16 protein-coding genes and 1 pseudogene are annotated in these 16,911 nt (G+C 33.3%); 16 read left to right on the top strand and 1 reads right to left on the bottom strand.

Annotated elements, in window-relative coordinates; genetic code table 11:
* Positions 1–96: 96 nt before the first annotated feature.
* The 14 genes and pseudogenes from rimP to dpaB form a co-directional block, all read left to right on the top strand.
* On the top strand, positions 97–570 hold the full coding sequence (gene rimP, locus EP747_RS06760) for a ribosome maturation factor RimP (protein WP_097975469.1): 474 nt from the start codon (positions 97–99) through the stop codon (positions 568–570).
* Positions 571–586: 16 nt separating this feature from the next.
* On the top strand, positions 587–1,711 hold the full coding sequence (nusA, locus tag EP747_RS06755; protein WP_129689132.1) for a transcription termination factor NusA: 1,125 nt from the start codon (positions 587–589) through the stop codon (positions 1,709–1,711).
* 8 nt (positions 1,712–1,719) lie between these two features.
* A complete protein-coding gene (gene rnpM / locus EP747_RS06750; RefSeq protein ID WP_129689131.1) occupies positions 1,720–1,989 on the top strand; it encodes an RNase P modulator RnpM in 270 nt (89 codons plus the stop codon).
* Positions 1,986–2,285: a YlxQ family RNA-binding protein gene (locus EP747_RS06745; RefSeq protein ID WP_056470822.1), complete on the top strand. Its 300-nt coding sequence runs from the start codon at positions 1,986–1,988 to the stop codon at positions 2,283–2,285. Before rnpM ends, EP747_RS06745 begins: the two co-directional genes overlap by 4 nt.
* Before the next feature lie 23 nt (positions 2,286–2,308).
* A complete protein-coding gene (gene infB, locus EP747_RS06740) occupies positions 2,309–4,489 on the top strand; it encodes a translation initiation factor IF-2 (protein WP_129689130.1) in 2,181 nt (726 codons plus the stop codon).
* 284 nt (positions 4,490–4,773) lie between these two features.
* A complete protein-coding gene (gene rbfA, locus EP747_RS06735; protein WP_025568543.1) occupies positions 4,774–5,121 on the top strand; it encodes a 30S ribosome-binding factor RbfA in 348 nt (115 codons plus the stop codon).
* 72 nt (positions 5,122–5,193) lie between these two features.
* Positions 5,194–6,105, top strand: coding sequence for a tRNA pseudouridine(55) synthase TruB (gene truB / locus EP747_RS06730; RefSeq protein WP_129689129.1), 912 nt, complete (start codon positions 5,194–5,196; stop codon positions 6,103–6,105).
* A 72-nt stretch (positions 6,106–6,177) separates the two neighbouring features.
* Positions 6,178–7,119, top strand: a complete 942-nt coding sequence (gene ribF, locus EP747_RS06725; RefSeq protein WP_129689128.1) for a bifunctional riboflavin kinase/FAD synthetase — start codon at positions 6,178–6,180, stop codon at positions 7,117–7,119.
* Between the two features lie 139 nt (positions 7,120–7,258).
* Entirely contained in the window at positions 7,259–7,528 is a 270-nt protein-coding gene (gene rpsO / locus EP747_RS06720; protein ID WP_025568545.1) for a 30S ribosomal protein S15, read from the top strand.
* 231 nt (positions 7,529–7,759) lie between these two features.
* The gene (pnp, locus tag EP747_RS06715) at positions 7,760–9,874 is read left to right on the top strand and encodes a polyribonucleotide nucleotidyltransferase (RefSeq protein WP_129689127.1); all 2,115 of its coding nucleotides are present in this window, start codon (positions 7,760–7,762) and stop codon (positions 9,872–9,874) included.
* A gap of 293 nt (positions 9,875–10,167) precedes the next feature.
* Positions 10,168–11,148 carry a polysaccharide deacetylase family protein gene (locus EP747_RS06710; RefSeq protein ID WP_129689126.1) on the top strand — a complete coding sequence of 327 codons (981 nt, stop codon included), beginning with the start codon at positions 10,168–10,170 and terminating at the stop codon, positions 11,146–11,148.
* Between the two features lie 101 nt (positions 11,149–11,249).
* Positions 11,250–12,491 (top strand): M16 family metallopeptidase, encoded by a 1,242-nt coding sequence (locus tag EP747_RS06705; protein ID WP_129689125.1) that lies wholly within the window; start codon positions 11,250–11,252, stop codon positions 12,489–12,491.
* Positions 12,492–12,758: 267 nt separating this feature from the next.
* The gene (gene dpaA, locus EP747_RS06700) at positions 12,759–13,661 is read left to right on the top strand and encodes a dipicolinic acid synthetase subunit A (protein WP_129689124.1); all 903 of its coding nucleotides are present in this window, start codon (positions 12,759–12,761) and stop codon (positions 13,659–13,661) included.
* Positions 13,658–14,083: pseudogene (dpaB, locus tag EP747_RS06695) on the top strand (dipicolinate synthase subunit B); the annotation flags it as partial. The gene dpaA and the pseudogene dpaB, both read left to right, overlap by 4 nt.
* Positions 14,084–14,105: 22 nt before the next feature.
* Here the strand turns inward: dpaB and EP747_RS06690 are convergent.
* A complete protein-coding gene (locus tag EP747_RS06690; RefSeq protein WP_129689122.1) occupies positions 14,106–15,614 on the bottom strand; it encodes a recombinase family protein in 1,509 nt (502 codons plus the stop codon).
* Between the two features lie 121 nt (positions 15,615–15,735).
* Here EP747_RS06690 and EP747_RS24185 point away from each other — a divergent pair, with 121 nt between their 5' ends.
* Both EP747_RS24185 and EP747_RS06685 read left to right on the top strand, forming a co-directional pair.
* A complete protein-coding gene (locus EP747_RS24185) occupies positions 15,736–15,912 on the top strand; it encodes a hypothetical protein (RefSeq protein WP_165346894.1) in 177 nt (58 codons plus the stop codon).
* 308 nt (positions 15,913–16,220) lie between these two features.
* Complete coding sequence (locus EP747_RS06685; protein ID WP_129689121.1) at positions 16,221–16,754, top strand: hypothetical protein; 534 nt, start codon at positions 16,221–16,223, stop codon at positions 16,752–16,754.
* Positions 16,755–16,911 lie beyond the last annotated feature (157 nt).

Genomic DNA, 16,911 nt, shown 5'->3' with positions numbered 1-16,911 from the left:
GTTACAATAATTGCGTAAATTGGAAATACTAAAGATAATTTCCCTGCTAAATAGCAGGGAATTTTCATCTTGTAATGTTTGGAAGGAGGATACTTCTTGAGTAAGAAAGTCACAGAGGTTGTATCAGAATTAGCACAACCAATAATTGAACAACTAGGATTAGAGTTAGTTGATGTAGAATACGTAAAAGAAGGAAAAGACTGGTTCCTTCGAGTATTTATAGATAGTGAGTCTGGAATTGATTTGGAGCAATGTGCTGCAGTAAGTGAAAGACTAAGTGAAGTCTTAGATGAAAAAGATCCAATTGAAAACCTATATTTTTTAGATGTTTCATCACCAGGTGCTGAGCGTCCTTTAAAGAAAGAACAAGATTTTATAAAAGCAATTGGAAAACAAGTTTTCATTAAAACTTACGAACCCATCCTTGACGAAAAGAAATTTGAAGGGAAATTAATTTCCTACACGTCAGAGGAAGTTCAATTAGAGTTAACAATTAAAACAAGAAAAAAAATGATTACAATTCCAACACCAAAAATCGCAAGTGCAAGACTTGCTGTTACGTTTTTTTAAGTAGGGGGTACTTTTAATGAGTTCGGAGTTATTAACAGCATTAGAAATAATTGAAAGAGAAAAAGGAATTAGTAAAGATGTAGTAATTGAAGCAATTGAAGCGGCTTTAATTTCAGCATATAAACGTAATTTTAATCAAGCACAAAATGTTCGAGTTGATTTTAACCTACATAACGGTTCAATTCGCGTTTTTGCAAGAAAAGAAGTAGTTAGCAATGTGTTTGATACACGCTTAGAAATTACAGTTGAAGAAGCACAACAACATAATCCAAACTTTATGGTAGGAGATATTATTGAATTAGAAGTAACACCTAAAGACTTTGGACGAGTTGCTGCAACTACTGCTAAACAAGTAGTAACACAAAGAGTTCGTGAAGCAGAACGCGGTGTAATTTATTCAGAATATATTGACCGCCAAGAAGATATGATGACAGGTACAGTTCAACGTATTGATTCACGCGCAATTTATGTTAACTTAGGTAAAATTGAAGCAGTACTTCCTGTAACAGAACAAATTCCAACTGAGAAATACAGAATCCATGATCGCATTAAAGTATTTGTTACAAAAGTTGAAAAAACATCAAAAGGTCCACAAATTTTTGTATCACGTACTCACCCTGGATTATTAAAGCGTTTATTTGAAACAGAAGTACCTGAAATTTATGATGGTGTTGTAGAAATTCGTTCAGTAGCACGTGAAGCAGGCGACCGTTCTAAGATTTCAGTATATACAAGTAACCCTGATTTAGATCCAGTTGGTGCTTGTGTAGGTCAAAAAGGTCAACGTGTACAATCAATTGTTAATGAATTAAAAGGTGAAAAAATTGATATTGTACGTTGGTCTTCAGATCCAGTTGAATTTGTTGCAAATGCATTAAGTCCATCTCAAGTTATTAGAGTTTTAGTAAATGAAGAAGAAAAAGCAACTACAGTAGTAGTACCAGATCACCAATTATCTCTTGCAATTGGAAAAAGAGGTCAAAATGCTAGATTAGCTGCGCGTTTAACTGGTTGGAAAATTGATATTAAATCACAGTCTGATGCAGATAAAATTGGTATTGACTATACATCACCAGCGCAAGAAGTATCTGTATCTAATGATGATTTCGATGCTTACGCTGACGACTTTAATGAGGAGTGAGTAAACTCATGAATCGAAAAATTCCTTTACGTAAGTGTGTTGTAACACAAGAAATGAAACCAAAAAAAGAATTAATCAGAATTGTTCGTTCTAAAGAAGGAGAAGTATCCATTGATCCAAGTGGAAAAAAATCGGGTCGTGGGGCTTACTTAACAAAATCTGTTGAAGTTGTAAAACAAGCGCAGCAAAAAAATACTTTAGAACAGCAATTAAACGCTAAAATTGATGTTAGTTTATATGAAGAACTTTTAGCCTATATTGAAAAGGAAAAAGCATGACAAACAAAGGATTGTCTTTATTAGGACTTGCAGCTAGAGCTCGTAAAGTGGTTTCAGGCGAAGAGTTAGTTGTAAAAGAAGTCCAACAAAAAAGAGCAAAATTAGTTATTTTGTCAAAGGATGCTTCCGATTTAACTGCGAAGAAAATAAAAGACAAGACAACTTTTTACAATACTCCACTTTGTTATGTTGAAAATCGCTTTGAATTAGGGCACGCTATTGGGAAAGACGCTCGAGTGGTCGTTGCAATTACTGATCAAGGATTTGCAACAAAACTTCAGACATTATTAAATTAATGGACTAATCTGGGGGTGAACGTATGACGAAAATTAGAATTTATGAGTATGCTAAAAAGCAAAATGTTTCAAGTAAGGAAATTATTGAAAGACTCAAGGATTTAAAAATCGAAGTAAAGAATCATATGGCCACAATTGCAGAGGATATTGTTGAAAAATTAAATAAGAGTTTTCAACCAAAGTCTGTAGAGATAAAACAACCCCAAAAAGCTGTCTCTAAATCTTCTTTTAAGGTAATTCCTGCATTTAATGTAGAAGCTAGTGAAGAACTTGATGACGAAGTAGATTATCAATTAGAAGATACGAAAGTAAAATCAAAAAAGAACAGTAATAAAAAGAAAAAGACTGATAGCCAAAAGCAAAGCAGTCAAATTGAAGATCGACAAACGACAGGGATAAAGAAAGGCAACCAAAATATGAATCATAAAAATAACTCAACCGAGAACACCTCAAATAAAATAATATTCTCAGGCTCATTAAAAGTATCTGAGCTTGCAAAAAAATTAGGTAAAGAACCATCAGAATTAATTAAAAAATTATTTATGTTAGGCATTATGGCGACAATCAACCAAGACCTTGATAAAGACACTATCGAATTATTAGCAAGTGACTACGGAGTTGAAGTTGAAGAGGAAGTTATTGTTGATGAAACAGATTTCGAAGGCTTTATTGATGAAGCTGATGATGAAGCTAGTCTACAAGAACGTCCACCAGTTGTAACGATTATGGGTCACGTTGACCATGGTAAAACTACTTTACTTGACTATATTCGTAAATCAAAGGTTACTGCTGGAGAAGCAGGTGGAATTACACAACATATCGGTGCTTACCAAGTAGAAATCGAAGGAAAGAAAATTACGTTCTTAGATACGCCTGGTCACGCAGCATTTACTACAATGCGTGCACGAGGAGCACAAGTTACTGATATTACAATTATCGTTGTAGCAGCTGATGACGGTGTTATGCCTCAAACAGTAGAAGCAATCAATCACGCAAAAGCAGCAGAAGTACCTATTATTATTGCTGTGAATAAAATGGATAAAGAATCTGCAAACCCAGATCGTGTAATGCAGGAATTAACTGAACACGGTATTGTATCAGAAGCATGGGGTGGAGACACAATCTTTGTTCCTATTTCAGCATTAAACGGTAACGGTGTTGATCAGTTACTTGAAATGATTCTTTTAGTTAGTGAAGTAGAAGAATATAAAGCTAACCCTACACGTAAAGCACTTGGTACTGTAATTGAAGCTGAATTAGATAAAGGTAAAGGTGCAGTTGCAACTTTATTAGTTCAAAATGGTACATTAAAAGTTGGAGATCCAATTGTAGTTGGTACTTCATTTGGTCGTGTACGTGCAATGGTAAATGACTTAGGTCGTCGAATTAAAGAGGTTGGCCCATCTACTCCAGTTGAAATTACTGGTTTAAATGAAGTGCCTCAAGCTGGTGACCGTTTTATGGTATTTGCTGATGAAAAACGCGCACGTCAAGTTGGAGAAGCACGTGCTTCAAAAGCAGTTCTTCAACAACGTAATGAAAGCTCAAAATTATCTCTTGAAGATTTATTTGCTCAAATTCAAGAAGGTAATGTAAAAGAAATTAACCTAATTGTAAAAGCAGACGTTCAAGGTTCTGTTGAAGCGATGGCTGCTTCATTACAAAAAATTGAAGTAGAAGGCGTAAAAGTTAAAATCATCCACACAGGCGCTGGTGCAATTACTGAGTCTGATGTAATTTTAGCTTCTGCATCTAATGCGATTATTATTGGTTTCAACGTACGACCTGATGTAAATGCAAAACGTACTGCAGATTTAGAAAATGTAGATATTCGATTACACCGTATTATTTACAAAGCAATTGAAGAAATTGAATCTGCGATGAAAGGTATGTTAGACCCAGAGTTTGAAGAGAAAGTAATCGGTCAAGCAGAAGTTCGTCAAGTATTCAAAGTATCAAAAGTTGGTACAATTGCTGGATGTTATGTAACTGATGGAAAAATCACTCGTGACAGCGGTGTTCGTTTAATTCGTGATGGTATCGTTGTATTCGAAGGTCAATTAGACACATTAAAACGTTTCAAAGATGACGTTAAAGAAGTAGCGACAAACTACGAATGTGGGATCACGATCGAGAAATACAATGATATTAAAGAAGGCGACGTAATCGAAGCTTACGTAATGGAAGAAATTAAACGTAAATAACGAAATGTGGAAAAAGCTTGCCCAGCTCTGAAGGGAATATCTCCGACTACTTGAAGAAGTGGTGGTTTGTCCACTTCGAAAGTAGTTGGGATATTACCGAAGAGCTAGCTTTTGGAACTAGACATCATATTATCTTCTTTTAGAAGATGATTTAGAACTGGAAATAAATAATGGACTTATCACAAATGAATAAGTTCAGCATAATAAATAATAATTTATACAATTAGTTAAACTAATTGTATGAAAGCACGAATTGTTTTGCTTTGTAAGATTGAGGTGAAAGTATGAAAGTAAGAGCACATCGTGTTGGGGAACAAATGAAGAAAGAACTTGGTGAGATTATCGGTAGAAAAATTAAAGATCCAAGAATCGGCTTCGTAACCGTTACTGATGTTCAAGTAACTGGTGACCTTCAACAAGCTAAAGTCTATATTTCAGTATTAGGTGACGATGAACAACGTCAAAATACATTAATTGGATTAGCGAAAGCAAAAGGATTTATTCGTTCTGAAATTGGTCAGCGTATTCGTTTACGTAAGACGCCAGAATTAATTTTTGAATTTGATGAATCAGTCGATTATGGTAATCGAATTGAGACATTGCTAACTCAAATTAATAAAGAGAATAACTGATAATGAATGGATAGGCGAGTGATTCGTCTATCCATTTTTCATCATGCTAAAAAATAAACAATAGGTGATAAGATGAATGGTGTAATTGCACTGAATAAACCAGCGGGTCTTACCTCTCATGATTGTGTCTTTAAAATTAGAAAGATTTTAAAGACAAAAAAAGTCGGTCATACAGGAACCCTTGATCCAGAAGTAACGGGTGTCTTACCGATATGTGTAGGTGAAGCTACAAAGCTAATACCGTATTTAACCGATGATCGGAAGAAATATATTGGTGAAATTACTTTAGGGTTTTCTACAACAACTGAGGATGCTCATGGTGAAATTATTGATCAAAAGAAGGTTGATCGAGTTATTACTCGTGAAGAAATTTTAAATGTATTAAATCAATTAACAGGAGAGATTAGTCAAACTCCTCCTATGTACTCTGCTGTAAAAGTAAATGGCAAAAAGCTATATGAATACGCTAGGGCTGGAATCGAAGTAGAACGTCCAACTAGAACGGTTACAATATTTGAAATAATTTTACTTGATGATCGAGAAGTATTCGAAGGTGATACAATTTCTTTTAAATTTGAAGTTTTCTGTAGTAAAGGTACATATATTAGAACTTTAGCTGTTCAAATTGGTGAGCTTTTAGGGTTCCCTGCTCATATGTCTTATTTAACTAGAACAAAAGCAGGCGCATTTACGATTGATGATTGCATTACATTTGCTGAATTAGAAGAAAATGCTAATGGTTTTACTTTAGATCATGTAATGTTATCGATGGAGCAAGCTCTTAATGAGTATCCACGTCTAAATGTGAATGCAAATGAAGAGGTTAGAGTATTTAATGGTGGATTTTTTCCGAATACGATGAACTGTAAAGAAGGAGAATATATTGCAGTTTACAACGAAAATAATAGAATTATTGCAATGTACACCCCAAATCCTAAAAATAATAATGTAATTAAACCGACAAGAGTATTTCATAACCAATAGAAAAAACTATATAAATTTTATTCATTGTTCTATAATGGGAAAAGAGACTTGATTATAGAAAAGGTGATAAATATGACAAAAATAATAAAAATCACCCATCCTCATTCAATAAAAAAAGAAGATTGTAAAGAAACGGTCTTAGCACTTGGCTTTTTTGATGGAGTACATAAAGGTCATCAACAAGTCATAAAAACTGCCAAAGAAATTGCGGATGAAAAAGGATTATTATTATCAGTGATGACATTCGATCCACATCCATCTGCAATTCTCGGAAATCGTGATGATGCGATTTCTTATTTGACACCTTTGGAGCTAAAAGTGAAGTGGATGGAGAAACTTTGTGTAGACCAATTATTTGTTGTTGAATTTTCAGAGGAATTTGCTTCCCTACTACCACAAGAATTTGTTGATCAATACATTATTTCATTAAATGCAAAACATGTTGTTGCTGGATTTGATTTTTCATTTGGAAAATATGGTAAAGGGAATATGGAGTCCTTACCATTTCATTCTAGAGGTGAATTTACTCAATCAACAATTTCAAAATTCGTTTTAGACGATGAGAAGGTAAGCTCAACACGAATTAGACAAGCGATAAAAGCTGGTGAAATGGAAGAAGCTACCCACTTACTTGGCAGACAGTATCAAATTAAAGGTATCGTTGTAGATGGTGACAAACGTGGTCGAACAATTGGATTTCCGACAGCTAATATTTCTGTTTCCATTCCGTATGCATTACCTTCAGTAGGTGTTTATGCTGTAAAATGTATTGTTAACGGTGAATTATATGAAGGTATGTGTAATATTGGATACAAACCAACTTTCTATCATGAGTTCCAAAAACAAACAATTGAAGTAAATATTTTTGAATTTAATGAAGATATATACGGAAAAGAAGTTGAAATTTTTTGGTATGCTAGAATACGTGATGAAAAGAAGTTTAATGGTATAAATGAGTTAATCGATCAATTACAAAAAGATCGTGAAACAGTAAAAAGTTATTTTCGAGAATAACTAATTTAGAATACTTGCTTTTATAATTAAAACAATGTAATATTATTAAAGTACTTGAAAAACCGTTGCTTGGCAAATCGATTCACCGACGACTGCTAGGTGATAGGTGTTCAACAATATTATTATGAGGTGAAAAAACATGGCATTAACTCAAGAACGTAAAAACGAAATTATCAGCACTTACAAAACTCATGCGAACGATACTGGTTCTCCAGAAGTTCAAATTGCAGTTTTAACTGAAAACATTAACTCTTTAAATGGGCACTTACGTACTCACAAAAAAGATCACCACTCTCGTCGTGGTTTATTGAAAATGGTTGGTAAGCGTCGTAACTTACTTAACTACTTACGTAACAAAGACATTACTCGTTACCGTGAATTAATTAACAAATTAGGTTTACGTCGTTAATTCGAGTATTAATTTGATACTTTAAGAAAAAGCGGGATTCTTCCCGCTTTTTCTTATACATATCGATTTAAAATTACTGATCAAATGAATTTTAAATTTATAAATATTTATTCTCTTTTTCTCGTTAGTTGATTTCTTTACTAAACATAGGAGATAATAGAGAATATACGATTTTTTTACATAATTAGTTTAGACTTTGAATTGTAAATTAGAGAGGGGTATTTATACCATATGGAACAACAAAAGCACGTTTTTTCCACGGAGCTTGCTGGTAAAACTCTTACTGTTGAAGTAGGACAATTAGCAAAGCAAGCAAATGGAGCAGTTTTAGTAAGATACGAAGATACAGTCGTATTAGCAACAGCAACTGCATCAAAGGAACCTAAAAAAGTTAGCTTTTTCCCATTAACAGTAAACTACGAAGAGCGTTTATATGCAGTAGGTAAAATCCCTGGTGGATTTATTAAACGTGAAGGTAGACCGAGTGAAAAAGCAATATTAGCGAGTCGACTAATTGACCGCCCAATTCGACCATTATTTGCAGATGGATTCCGTAATGAAGTACAAGTAATCAGTATGGTAATGAGCGTTGATCAAGATTGTTCATCAGAAATGGCTGCTATGTTTGGTAGTTCACTAGCTCTATGCGTATCTGACATTCCTTTTAACGGACCAATTGCTGGAGTTGTAGTTGGTCGTATAAATGGCGAATTTATTATTAATCCAACTGTTGAGCAAGCTGAAAACAGTGACATTCATTTAACAGTTGCTGGAACGAAAGATGCAATTAACATGGTTGAAGCTGGAGCTAATGAAGTGCCAGAAGAAGTAATGCTTGAAGCAATTATGTTTGGTCATGAAGAAATTAAAAAATTAATTGCATTCCAAGAAGAGATAGTAGCACAAATTGGAAAAGAAAAAATGAAAATTCAACTTCATGAACTTGATGCTGAATTAGAAAAACAAATTCGCGAAATTTGTGAAACAGAATTAAATGCAGCTATTCAAGTTCATGAAAAACATGCTCGTGAAGCTGCGATCAATGAAGTGAAAGAACGTGTTGTTCTTCAGTTTGAAGAAAATGAAGCAGACGAAGAGATTATTGGACAAGTTAAAGAAATCCTTTCAATGCTAGTAAAAGAAGAAGTGCGTCGTTTAATCACGGTTGAAAAAGTTCGTCCTGATGGAAGAAAATTAGATGAAATCCGTCCATTATCATCACAAGTAGGTTTACTACCACGTACACATGGTTCTGGATTATTCACTCGTGGACAAACTCAAGCGTTAAGCATTTGTACACTAGGTGCACTAGGTGACGTGCAAATTCTTGATGGTTTAGGTATAGAAGAATCAAAACGTTTTATGCACCATTATAATTTCCCACAATTTAGTGTTGGTGAAACAGGACCAATTCGTGGACCAGGTCGCCGTGAAATTGGACATGGAGCATTAGGTGAAAGAGCACTTGAGCCAAGTATTCCAGATCAAAAAGATTTCCCATACACAATCCGTCTTGTATCAGAAGTACTTGAATCAAATGGTTCAACTTCACAAGCAAGTATTTGTGCAAGTACCCTAGCAATGATGGATGCTGGTGTACCAATTAAAGCACCAGTTGCTGGTATTGCTATGGGATTAATTAAATCTGGTGAACATTATTCAGTTCTTACAGACATTCAAGGTATGGAAGATCATTTAGGAGATATGGACTTTAAAGTAGCAGGAACAGCTAAAGGTGTAACTGCACTTCAAATGGACATTAAAATTGAAGGTTTATCAGAACAAATTTTAAAAGAAGCATTAGAACAAGCAAAAATTGGTCGTATGCAAATTCTTGATTCTATGCTTGCTACAATAAGCGAACCAAGAACAGCATTATCTGAGTTTGCTCCAAAAATCTTAATGATGACAATTAATCCAGATAAAATTAAAGATGTTATTGGACCAGGTGGAAAACAAATCAATAAAATTATTGAAGAAACTGGCGTGAAAATTGACATTGAACAAGATGGAACAGTATTTATTTCATCTGTAGACCAACCTATGAATGAACGTGCAAAACAAATTATTGAAGACCTTGTTCGTGAAGTAGAAGTAGGTCAATTATACATGGGTAAAGTAAAACGAATTGAAAAATTCGGCGCATTCGTTGAAATCTTTGCAGGTAAAGATGGATTAGTCCATATTTCTGAACTTGCAGAAGAACGCATTGCAAAAGTTGAAGACGTAGTTTCACTTGGAGACGAAATCCTAGTAAAAGTAACTGAAATCGACAAGCAAGGACGAGTAAACCTATCGCGCAAAGCTGTATTAAAAGAACAAAAAGAAAAAGCTGAGCAAAACTAGAAAAGCGGAAGGCATTCGCTCTTCCTTAATTAAAAAAAACAACAGGTACATATAAAAATGAACCTGTTGTTTTTTTATTTAAATTACTTACACTCCCCTTCTTAATCCTACTCTTTTAATTTTCCAGAATTTAATGTGTGTCTAAAACTTTTTTGGTTACAATAAGAAAAGTAGAACTAGAAATTACCAGATAAATTAGTTATTGGCTAATTTAGTCGTACATAAGTAGTAGAAAGCTTGTTCTATTTTATTAAAAAATATCATATTCCTTCTAGTAGGAGGGTGTTAAGGAAATGAGTAGAAGTCGGTTAAAAGTCTTAGCATTCGTTATGGCATTATTTCTAGCAATTTTAGTAGTTAGAAATCAATATACTAATCAATACGTGAGGAACTTAACTTCAAAATCGTCAATTGTAACAGCAAAAACAAATGGATTATATGATGAAATCAAAACAAAAGCTCCAACTTTCGAGATACCTCCAAAAGATGCTTATGTGGACTCGGTTTGGAAAGCAATTCCCGGCTATAACGGTTTAACAGTTGATGTTAATGCGTCATATAAGAAAATGAAGGCAAAAGGTAAGTTTGATCAGAACAAACTAGTATTTAAAGAAGTTTCTCCAAAAGTTCATTTAAAGGATTTACCACCATCACCAGTGTATAAAGGGAATCCTGAAAAACCAATGGTAGCATTTACAATAAATGTTGCATGGGGAAATGAATATATTCCGAAAATGTTAGAAGTATTAAAGAAGCACAATGCAAAAGCAACATTCTTTCTTGAGGGTAGATGGGTAAAAAATAATCCAACTGTCGCTCAACTAATAACTGCTGCAGACCAAGAAGTTGGGAACCATTCTTATACACATCCCGATATGGCAAGATTAGGTAGTCAGCAAATAAGAAATGAAATAACAGAAACAAATTCAGTCATACTAGCTACAACTGATCAAAAAGTTGTATGGTTTGCCCCTCCAAGCGGTAGTTATCGTGATGAAGTAGTTAAAATCGCTTCAAGTTTAGGCTTAAAAACAATTATGTGGACAGCAGATACGATTGATTGGCAGAAACCGCCAAGAGAAGTCATTATTAATCGTGTTATGAAAAAAGTAGGCAATGGTACAATCGTTCTTATGCATCCAACGAAACCGACAGCTGAGGCACTTGATGAACTAATCACAAAGGTAGAGGCATCAGGTAGAAAAGTTGTAAATATTTCAACTTTATTAGATGAAAAACGGTACGACACAATTAAAAAAGTTGAAAACAAATGACAATTACTTTCAGCTTTGTTAAGATGATTGTAAAATATAGTTAAATTTTTCAATCTTATTACAAAAGTGTAAATAGATGGTGTATACATAGGAGGCATTACATGATTGTACGACATACTTGCAAAAATGGAGTCAGAGTAGTAATTGAAAATATTTCAACTGTTCGTTCAGTTGCACTTGGAGTCTGGATTAAAACAGGTTCATGCAATGAAACGTCAGAACTGAATGGTGTTTCACATTTTCTAGAGCATATGTTCTTTAAAGGTACTAAAACACGTAATGCGAAAGAAATCGCTGAAAGTTTCGATTCAATTGGTGGACAAGTAAATGCATTTACTTCAAAAGAATATACTTGTTATTACGCTAAAGTGTTAGATACTCATGCTGATTATGCGTTAGAAGTGTTAGGAGATATGTTTTTTAATTCAACTTTTGATGAGGGTGAATTAGAAAAAGAAAAAAATGTAGTACTTGAAGAAATCAAAATGTATGATGATACACCAGATGATTTAGTTCATGATTTATTAGGTAAAGTTATGTATGAAACTCATCCATTAGGTTATCCAATTTTAGGCACAGAAGAAACTTTAAAATCTTTTAACGGCGATACTTTACGTCAGTACATGAAGGATTTTTACACTCCAGATCAAGTAGTTATTTCAATTGCGGGTAATATTGATGAATCATTTATTAAACGTGTTGAAGATTTATTTGGAAATTATGAGGGTAAAAAGAAAGATATAGACTTTGGGATCCCTACAATACATTATGGACAAATTGCTCGCAAAAAAGAAACAGAGCAAGCACATCTTTGTGTTGGTTATAGAGGTCTTGAACTTGGACATAGCGATTTATATCCATTAATTGCCTTAAATAATATACTTGGTGGCAGTATGAGTAGTCGATTATTCCAAGATGTTCGTGAGCAAAGAGGACTTGCATATTCAGTATTCTCTTATCACTCTGCATACCAAGATAGCGGTACAGTTGCAATTTATGCAGGTACTGGAAAAAGCCAAATAAATCAATTATTTGAAACAATCCAAGAAACCTTAAAAGTATTAAATGCAGATGGAATAACTGAAAAAGAATTAAATAATTGTAAAGAGCAATTAAAAGGTAATTTAATGTTAGGTTTAGAGAGCACAAATAGCAGAATGAGCCGAAATGGTAAAAATGAATTAATGCTAGGAAACCACCGTACTTTAGATGAAGTAATTCAACTAATAGATGGTGTAACAATTGATAAAGTAAATGATATTGCGAAGTTTGTTTTTACTGACGACTATGCAGTTTCATTAGTAAGTCCTGATGGAGTAATTCCAACAAATATTAAACAATAAGTTGATAAATTAGAGGGTCCTTTATAGGATCCTCTTTTTTATTTTTCAAATGACCGACAAATAGAAATGGAATCTTTAGTCTTAAGAAAAAAAGTTTATTGCTCAGATTTAAACAGTTTTTCATTACTGCTCCTTAATTTTAGAAAGAATCTTCACCAATGCAATGAAAGATTCATAAGATATTTAGGAGAAAGATGTTAGGCGGTAGTCCTGCTTACAGAGATGAATTTCCATTTACCATAGTGAAGTAAAGAAGGTGAATGCTGCATGTTAACTGGCTTGCATATTGCTGTTATTGGTGGGGACGCCAGACAGCTGGAAGTTATTCGGAAGTTAACAGAGTTAGACGCAAAGGTAACATTAATAGGCTTTGAACAATTAGATAGTGGCTTTACCAGTGCATCAAAAGAATTAATAGCAGATGCAGATTTTGAAGATCTAGATGCAATCCTTCTACCTGTACCAGGTACGAATAATGAAGGAGTTGTCGATACAATTTTTTCAAATGAGAAAGTCGTGCTGACAAAAGAAATTTTAGACAGTACCCCTTCGCATTGTACGATTTACTCTGGAATAAGTAACTCTTACTTAGATAGTATAGTTACAGCTTCAAATCGAAAGTTAGTAAAATTATTTGAACGAGACGATGTAGCTATTTATAATAGTATTCCAACCGTTGAAGGTACGATCATGATGGTTATTCAACATACGGAATATACAATTCATAATTCGAAAGTAGCCGTATTAGGTTTAGGTCGTACTGGAATGAGTGTCGCGAGGACTTTTCATAATTTGGGTGCAAAAGTAAAAGTAGGGGCTCGTAAATCAGAACATATTGCTAGAATTGTTGAAATGGGATTAGAAGCTTTTGAATTTAAGAATATTGAAGATGCCTTAAAGGATGTAGATGTTGTAATTAATACTGTACCAGTTCAAATCGTTACAGCAAGTGTCATTTCAAAATTACAATCTCATTCACTAATCATTGATTTAGCTTCTAAACCTGGAGGAACAGATTTTCGTTATGCTGAAAAAAGAGGTATCAAGGCATTATTAGCACCAGGTTTACCAGGAATCGTTGCTCCTAAAACAGCAGGTCAAATAATTGGAAACGTACTAACACAGCTATTAAAGGTAGATTTAGAGAAAAGGAAGGAGCAACCAAAATGACGTTGAAAGGTAAGAAAATTGGATTTGGTATTACAGGATCACATTGTACTTATGAAGAGGTAGTACCTCAAATTCAAAAGTTAGTGGATGATGGAGCTGACGTATACCCTGTTGTTACATTTACTGTAAAAAGTACAACAACTCGATTTGGTGTAGGAGAAGACTGGATCGAAAAAATAGAAGAAATTACAGGGCGTAAAACAGTTGATACAATTGTAGGAGCAGAACCATTTGGTCCAAAAGTACAGTTAGATTGTATGGTAATTGCACCCTTAACAGGAAATTCAATGAGTAAGTTTGCTAATGCTCAAACTGATAGCCCTGTATTAATGGCAGCTAAGGCTACATTAAGAAATGGAAAACCTGTTGTTTTAGGTATTTCTACAAACGATGCTTTAGGTTTAAATGGAACTAATTTAATGTGACTTAGATGGTAATACCAAATCAGTTAACAAGATCATTGGGGAGCTTCGGGTAAAGTATAAGTGTAAAATCATCTAGTTTTTGATGTGTTTCTTTTTGATACTCAACTTTAAATAAAACTGATTTAAGGAGACGATTTTTAAGTTCTATATCAGTTGTTTTGTAATATAAATCTAACACTTTTTCAAAGGTAGGTATAAATTGTTCGTTTAGCAACTCTCTATTGTGATATTTAGCCAGTTCATCCAAAATTAACGTCTTACTATTTGAAAGTTCTTTTAGTCGATTAGAGAGGATTTCAGAACGTTCATTGTAAATCGTTTCATCATAAACACCACGTTCTAGTAAATTAAATAAATTATTTTTTTGTTTTACTACTTCATTTAAATCATTTTCGATTTGTTTAAGTGCCTGTTTTTTTAAATTAATCACTTCAAAATCTTCCTCGTCGGTTTGATTCGTAAAACTTATTTTGTATTCTTTTAACCAAATTTCTAACCCTTGTAAAAGTCTCTCTTCAATTAAATGAGTATAGGAAGAGCGAGTGTTACAACGGTTATTTGTACACACTATTTGTCTAGGCTTGCCTTTTGGATAACGCTGCTGTAATTTTGATCCGCATTTACTGCAAAAAATTATTCCAGCTAGCTGATTACTTAATTTACTATTATAAGGAGCATGGTATCGACTATTTAAAATATCTTGTGCTGAATTGTATATATCAGGATCAATGATTGCTTCATGTTTTCCATCAACAATTAACCAGTCAGATTTTGGTTTTCTTATACCCTTACTTGATTTTTTATTCCAAGTCACCTTACCAATATAAATAGGATTTTTTATCATCTCCAAAATGGAATGGTAACTCCATTTTTTTCCTGTATAGGAAGGGATATTCATTTGATTTAAACGGTTAGCAATTTCATTTGCACCAATCAAATCCTTCGTATACCATTCAAAAATACTTTTTACTACCTTCCCCTGATTGATATTAATACGTAAAGAGCGGAATTCTTTCGTTTCATAAATCTCATATCCATAAGGTGCAAAGGTTCCTAAATAATTTCCTCTTTGGACTGATAAAATTCGACCTCGTTGAAGCCTACGAGTAATTATTTTTAATTCTTTTCGCGCCATAAATGCCTCAAATTCACTGTATTCCTCATCAAACTCATCATGAAGGTCATAGGTCTTTCTTGGTGTAATAATTTTTGTTCTAGATGATTTAAACGTTTCTAAAATAATGCCCTGCTCCTTCATATTACCGCGTCCAAGACGGTCCATATCCATTACTAACACGCCATCATATTTAAATTCTTCAACTTCTTGTAAAAGCTTTAACATTTCTGGCCGGTAAACAAGTGATTCACCAGATGCAATTTCCTGCCTTATACAAATTATTTTTATATCATTTTCCTTAGCGAATTTTAAAAGCTGCTCCTTATGCTTTGATAAGGTCTCACCTTCACCTCTAGCCTCTGCATCTAAATCTGCTCGACTTTTACGTAAGTACAATGCAACTCGTTCCATTCAATCACCCCATAGACTATATATATGTCTAATTAAGGAATTAATTAATTTTTGAATCAATAGCCAACAAAAGGTTGGTTAGTCCGTCATAAAACTAAACATACAATGAATTATGGGGGTGGTGATACTGAGTAAACAAACAGAATTTACTGCTACCTATCAATTTGGAAAAACATTAGTGAAGATAATTGCGCCAAAAGATGTTACTGAAGAAACAAGAAAGAAAATTATTGAAGAAATTCATACGATTGGATGGAAGATTGTTAAAGAAGAATTGTATAAGAAAGATGATAAGTAAGATGAATTTAGAAGCACCTAAAAATGGGTGCTTTTTTATTTGATAGGATCTATTGATCTATAAAGAATTAGATAATATTCCAAATGACTAAATTCCTTAGGGAAACAATATTTTTTGTACTTTTACAACGGTAAAAAACTAAATATGCAATCAATTTATCTGCAGATATAATAGTGACCATGATCAAGATGATTCATGTATTTTTAGAAAAAATCTGAGACAGATTATTCAAAAATCTGTCATTTTTTTTACATAACGATCGTAATTATAGTGATAGTGATTCTAAATATTCATCATAGAGAGGAATGTTGGTTATTATCGAATATCATTTAAAAAAACAATTTTATTCAATGGAAAAATTAATCGAACGTAAGCTTGCTGATCATTTAATTTTAAATGTAAGAATAAAAGATGTCATAGAACTAGCTTATAATAACTGGGCTTTAGATTATGCTAAAGGTGTAGTAGCTTTTAATCTTACAAATGGTGAATTAATAGGATATTCACTTAAGGGTACAAATAATAGAACTAGAAACGACTATGAGATTATTATTTTTGAACTAGATGCAAATGTTGACGTGGAGGATGTTACTGTTTTAATGGGGAATATTGGTGTTCGAGCTGTACGGACATTTTTTGAAATCGATGATGAAACTTTTTCAAAAAATATGGTATTTTGGACTGAAACCTATTTACGGTTTCATAATTTGACGATTAAATCAATTAGAGATCGGTTTTTAAAGGTATTATATACTGATTATAAACAAACGTTTTATAATACTTGCATTAAAAAACAACTTGATTATGTTTACGCTAAATATATCGTTCATTACAATCATTAGGGTGAAATATTAAAAATTATTTTACAAAGCTTAATTTTTTGTTTCAATCCCCTTTTAAATCCTTTAATCGACTCCTTTTAAAGTCAATTTTTTACTGTCCCAAACCAATGATATTCCATTTAGATAGGTATTATCCTCTAAGTCATAATTTAATGTG

It is taken from the genome of Gottfriedia acidiceleris, from assembly GCF_004138285.1.
Classification (GTDB): Bacteria; Bacillota; Bacilli; order Bacillales; family Bacillaceae_G; genus Gottfriedia; species Gottfriedia acidiceleris_A.
Note: the sequence above shows the minus strand (reverse complement) of the source record. Positions and strands in the feature narration are given on the sequence as shown.

Bases quoted from the DNA above. Each gene is read 5' to 3' on its own strand.
- nusA (WP_129689132.1), top strand. From the start codon at position 587: ATGAGTTCGGAGTTATTAACAGCATTAGAAATAATTGAAAGAGAAAAA.
- rnpM (WP_129689131.1), top strand. From the start codon at position 1,720: ATGAATCGAAAAATTCCTTTACGTAAGTGTGTTGTAACACAAGAAATG.
- EP747_RS06745 (WP_056470822.1), top strand. From the start codon at position 1,986: ATGACAAACAAAGGATTGTCTTTATTAGGACTTGCAGCTAGAGCTCGT.
- infB (WP_129689130.1), top strand. From the start codon at position 2,309: ATGACGAAAATTAGAATTTATGAGTATGCTAAAAAGCAAAATGTTTCA.
- rbfA (WP_025568543.1), top strand. From the start codon at position 4,774: ATGAAAGTAAGAGCACATCGTGTTGGGGAACAAATGAAGAAAGAACTT.
- truB (WP_129689129.1), top strand. From the start codon at position 5,194: ATGAATGGTGTAATTGCACTGAATAAACCAGCGGGTCTTACCTCTCAT.
- ribF (WP_129689128.1), top strand. From the start codon at position 6,178: ATGACAAAAATAATAAAAATCACCCATCCTCATTCAATAAAAAAAGAA.
- rpsO (WP_025568545.1), top strand. From the start codon at position 7,259: ATGGCATTAACTCAAGAACGTAAAAACGAAATTATCAGCACTTACAAA.
- pnp (WP_129689127.1), top strand. From the start codon at position 7,760: ATGGAACAACAAAAGCACGTTTTTTCCACGGAGCTTGCTGGTAAAACT.
- EP747_RS06710 (WP_129689126.1), top strand. From the start codon at position 10,168: ATGAGTAGAAGTCGGTTAAAAGTCTTAGCATTCGTTATGGCATTATTT.
- EP747_RS06705 (WP_129689125.1), top strand. From the start codon at position 11,250: ATGATTGTACGACATACTTGCAAAAATGGAGTCAGAGTAGTAATTGAA.
- dpaA (WP_129689124.1), top strand. From the start codon at position 12,759: ATGTTAACTGGCTTGCATATTGCTGTTATTGGTGGGGACGCCAGACAG.
- EP747_RS06690 (WP_129689122.1), bottom strand. From the start codon at position 15,614: ATGGAACGAGTTGCATTGTACTTACGTAAAAGTCGAGCAGATTTAGAT.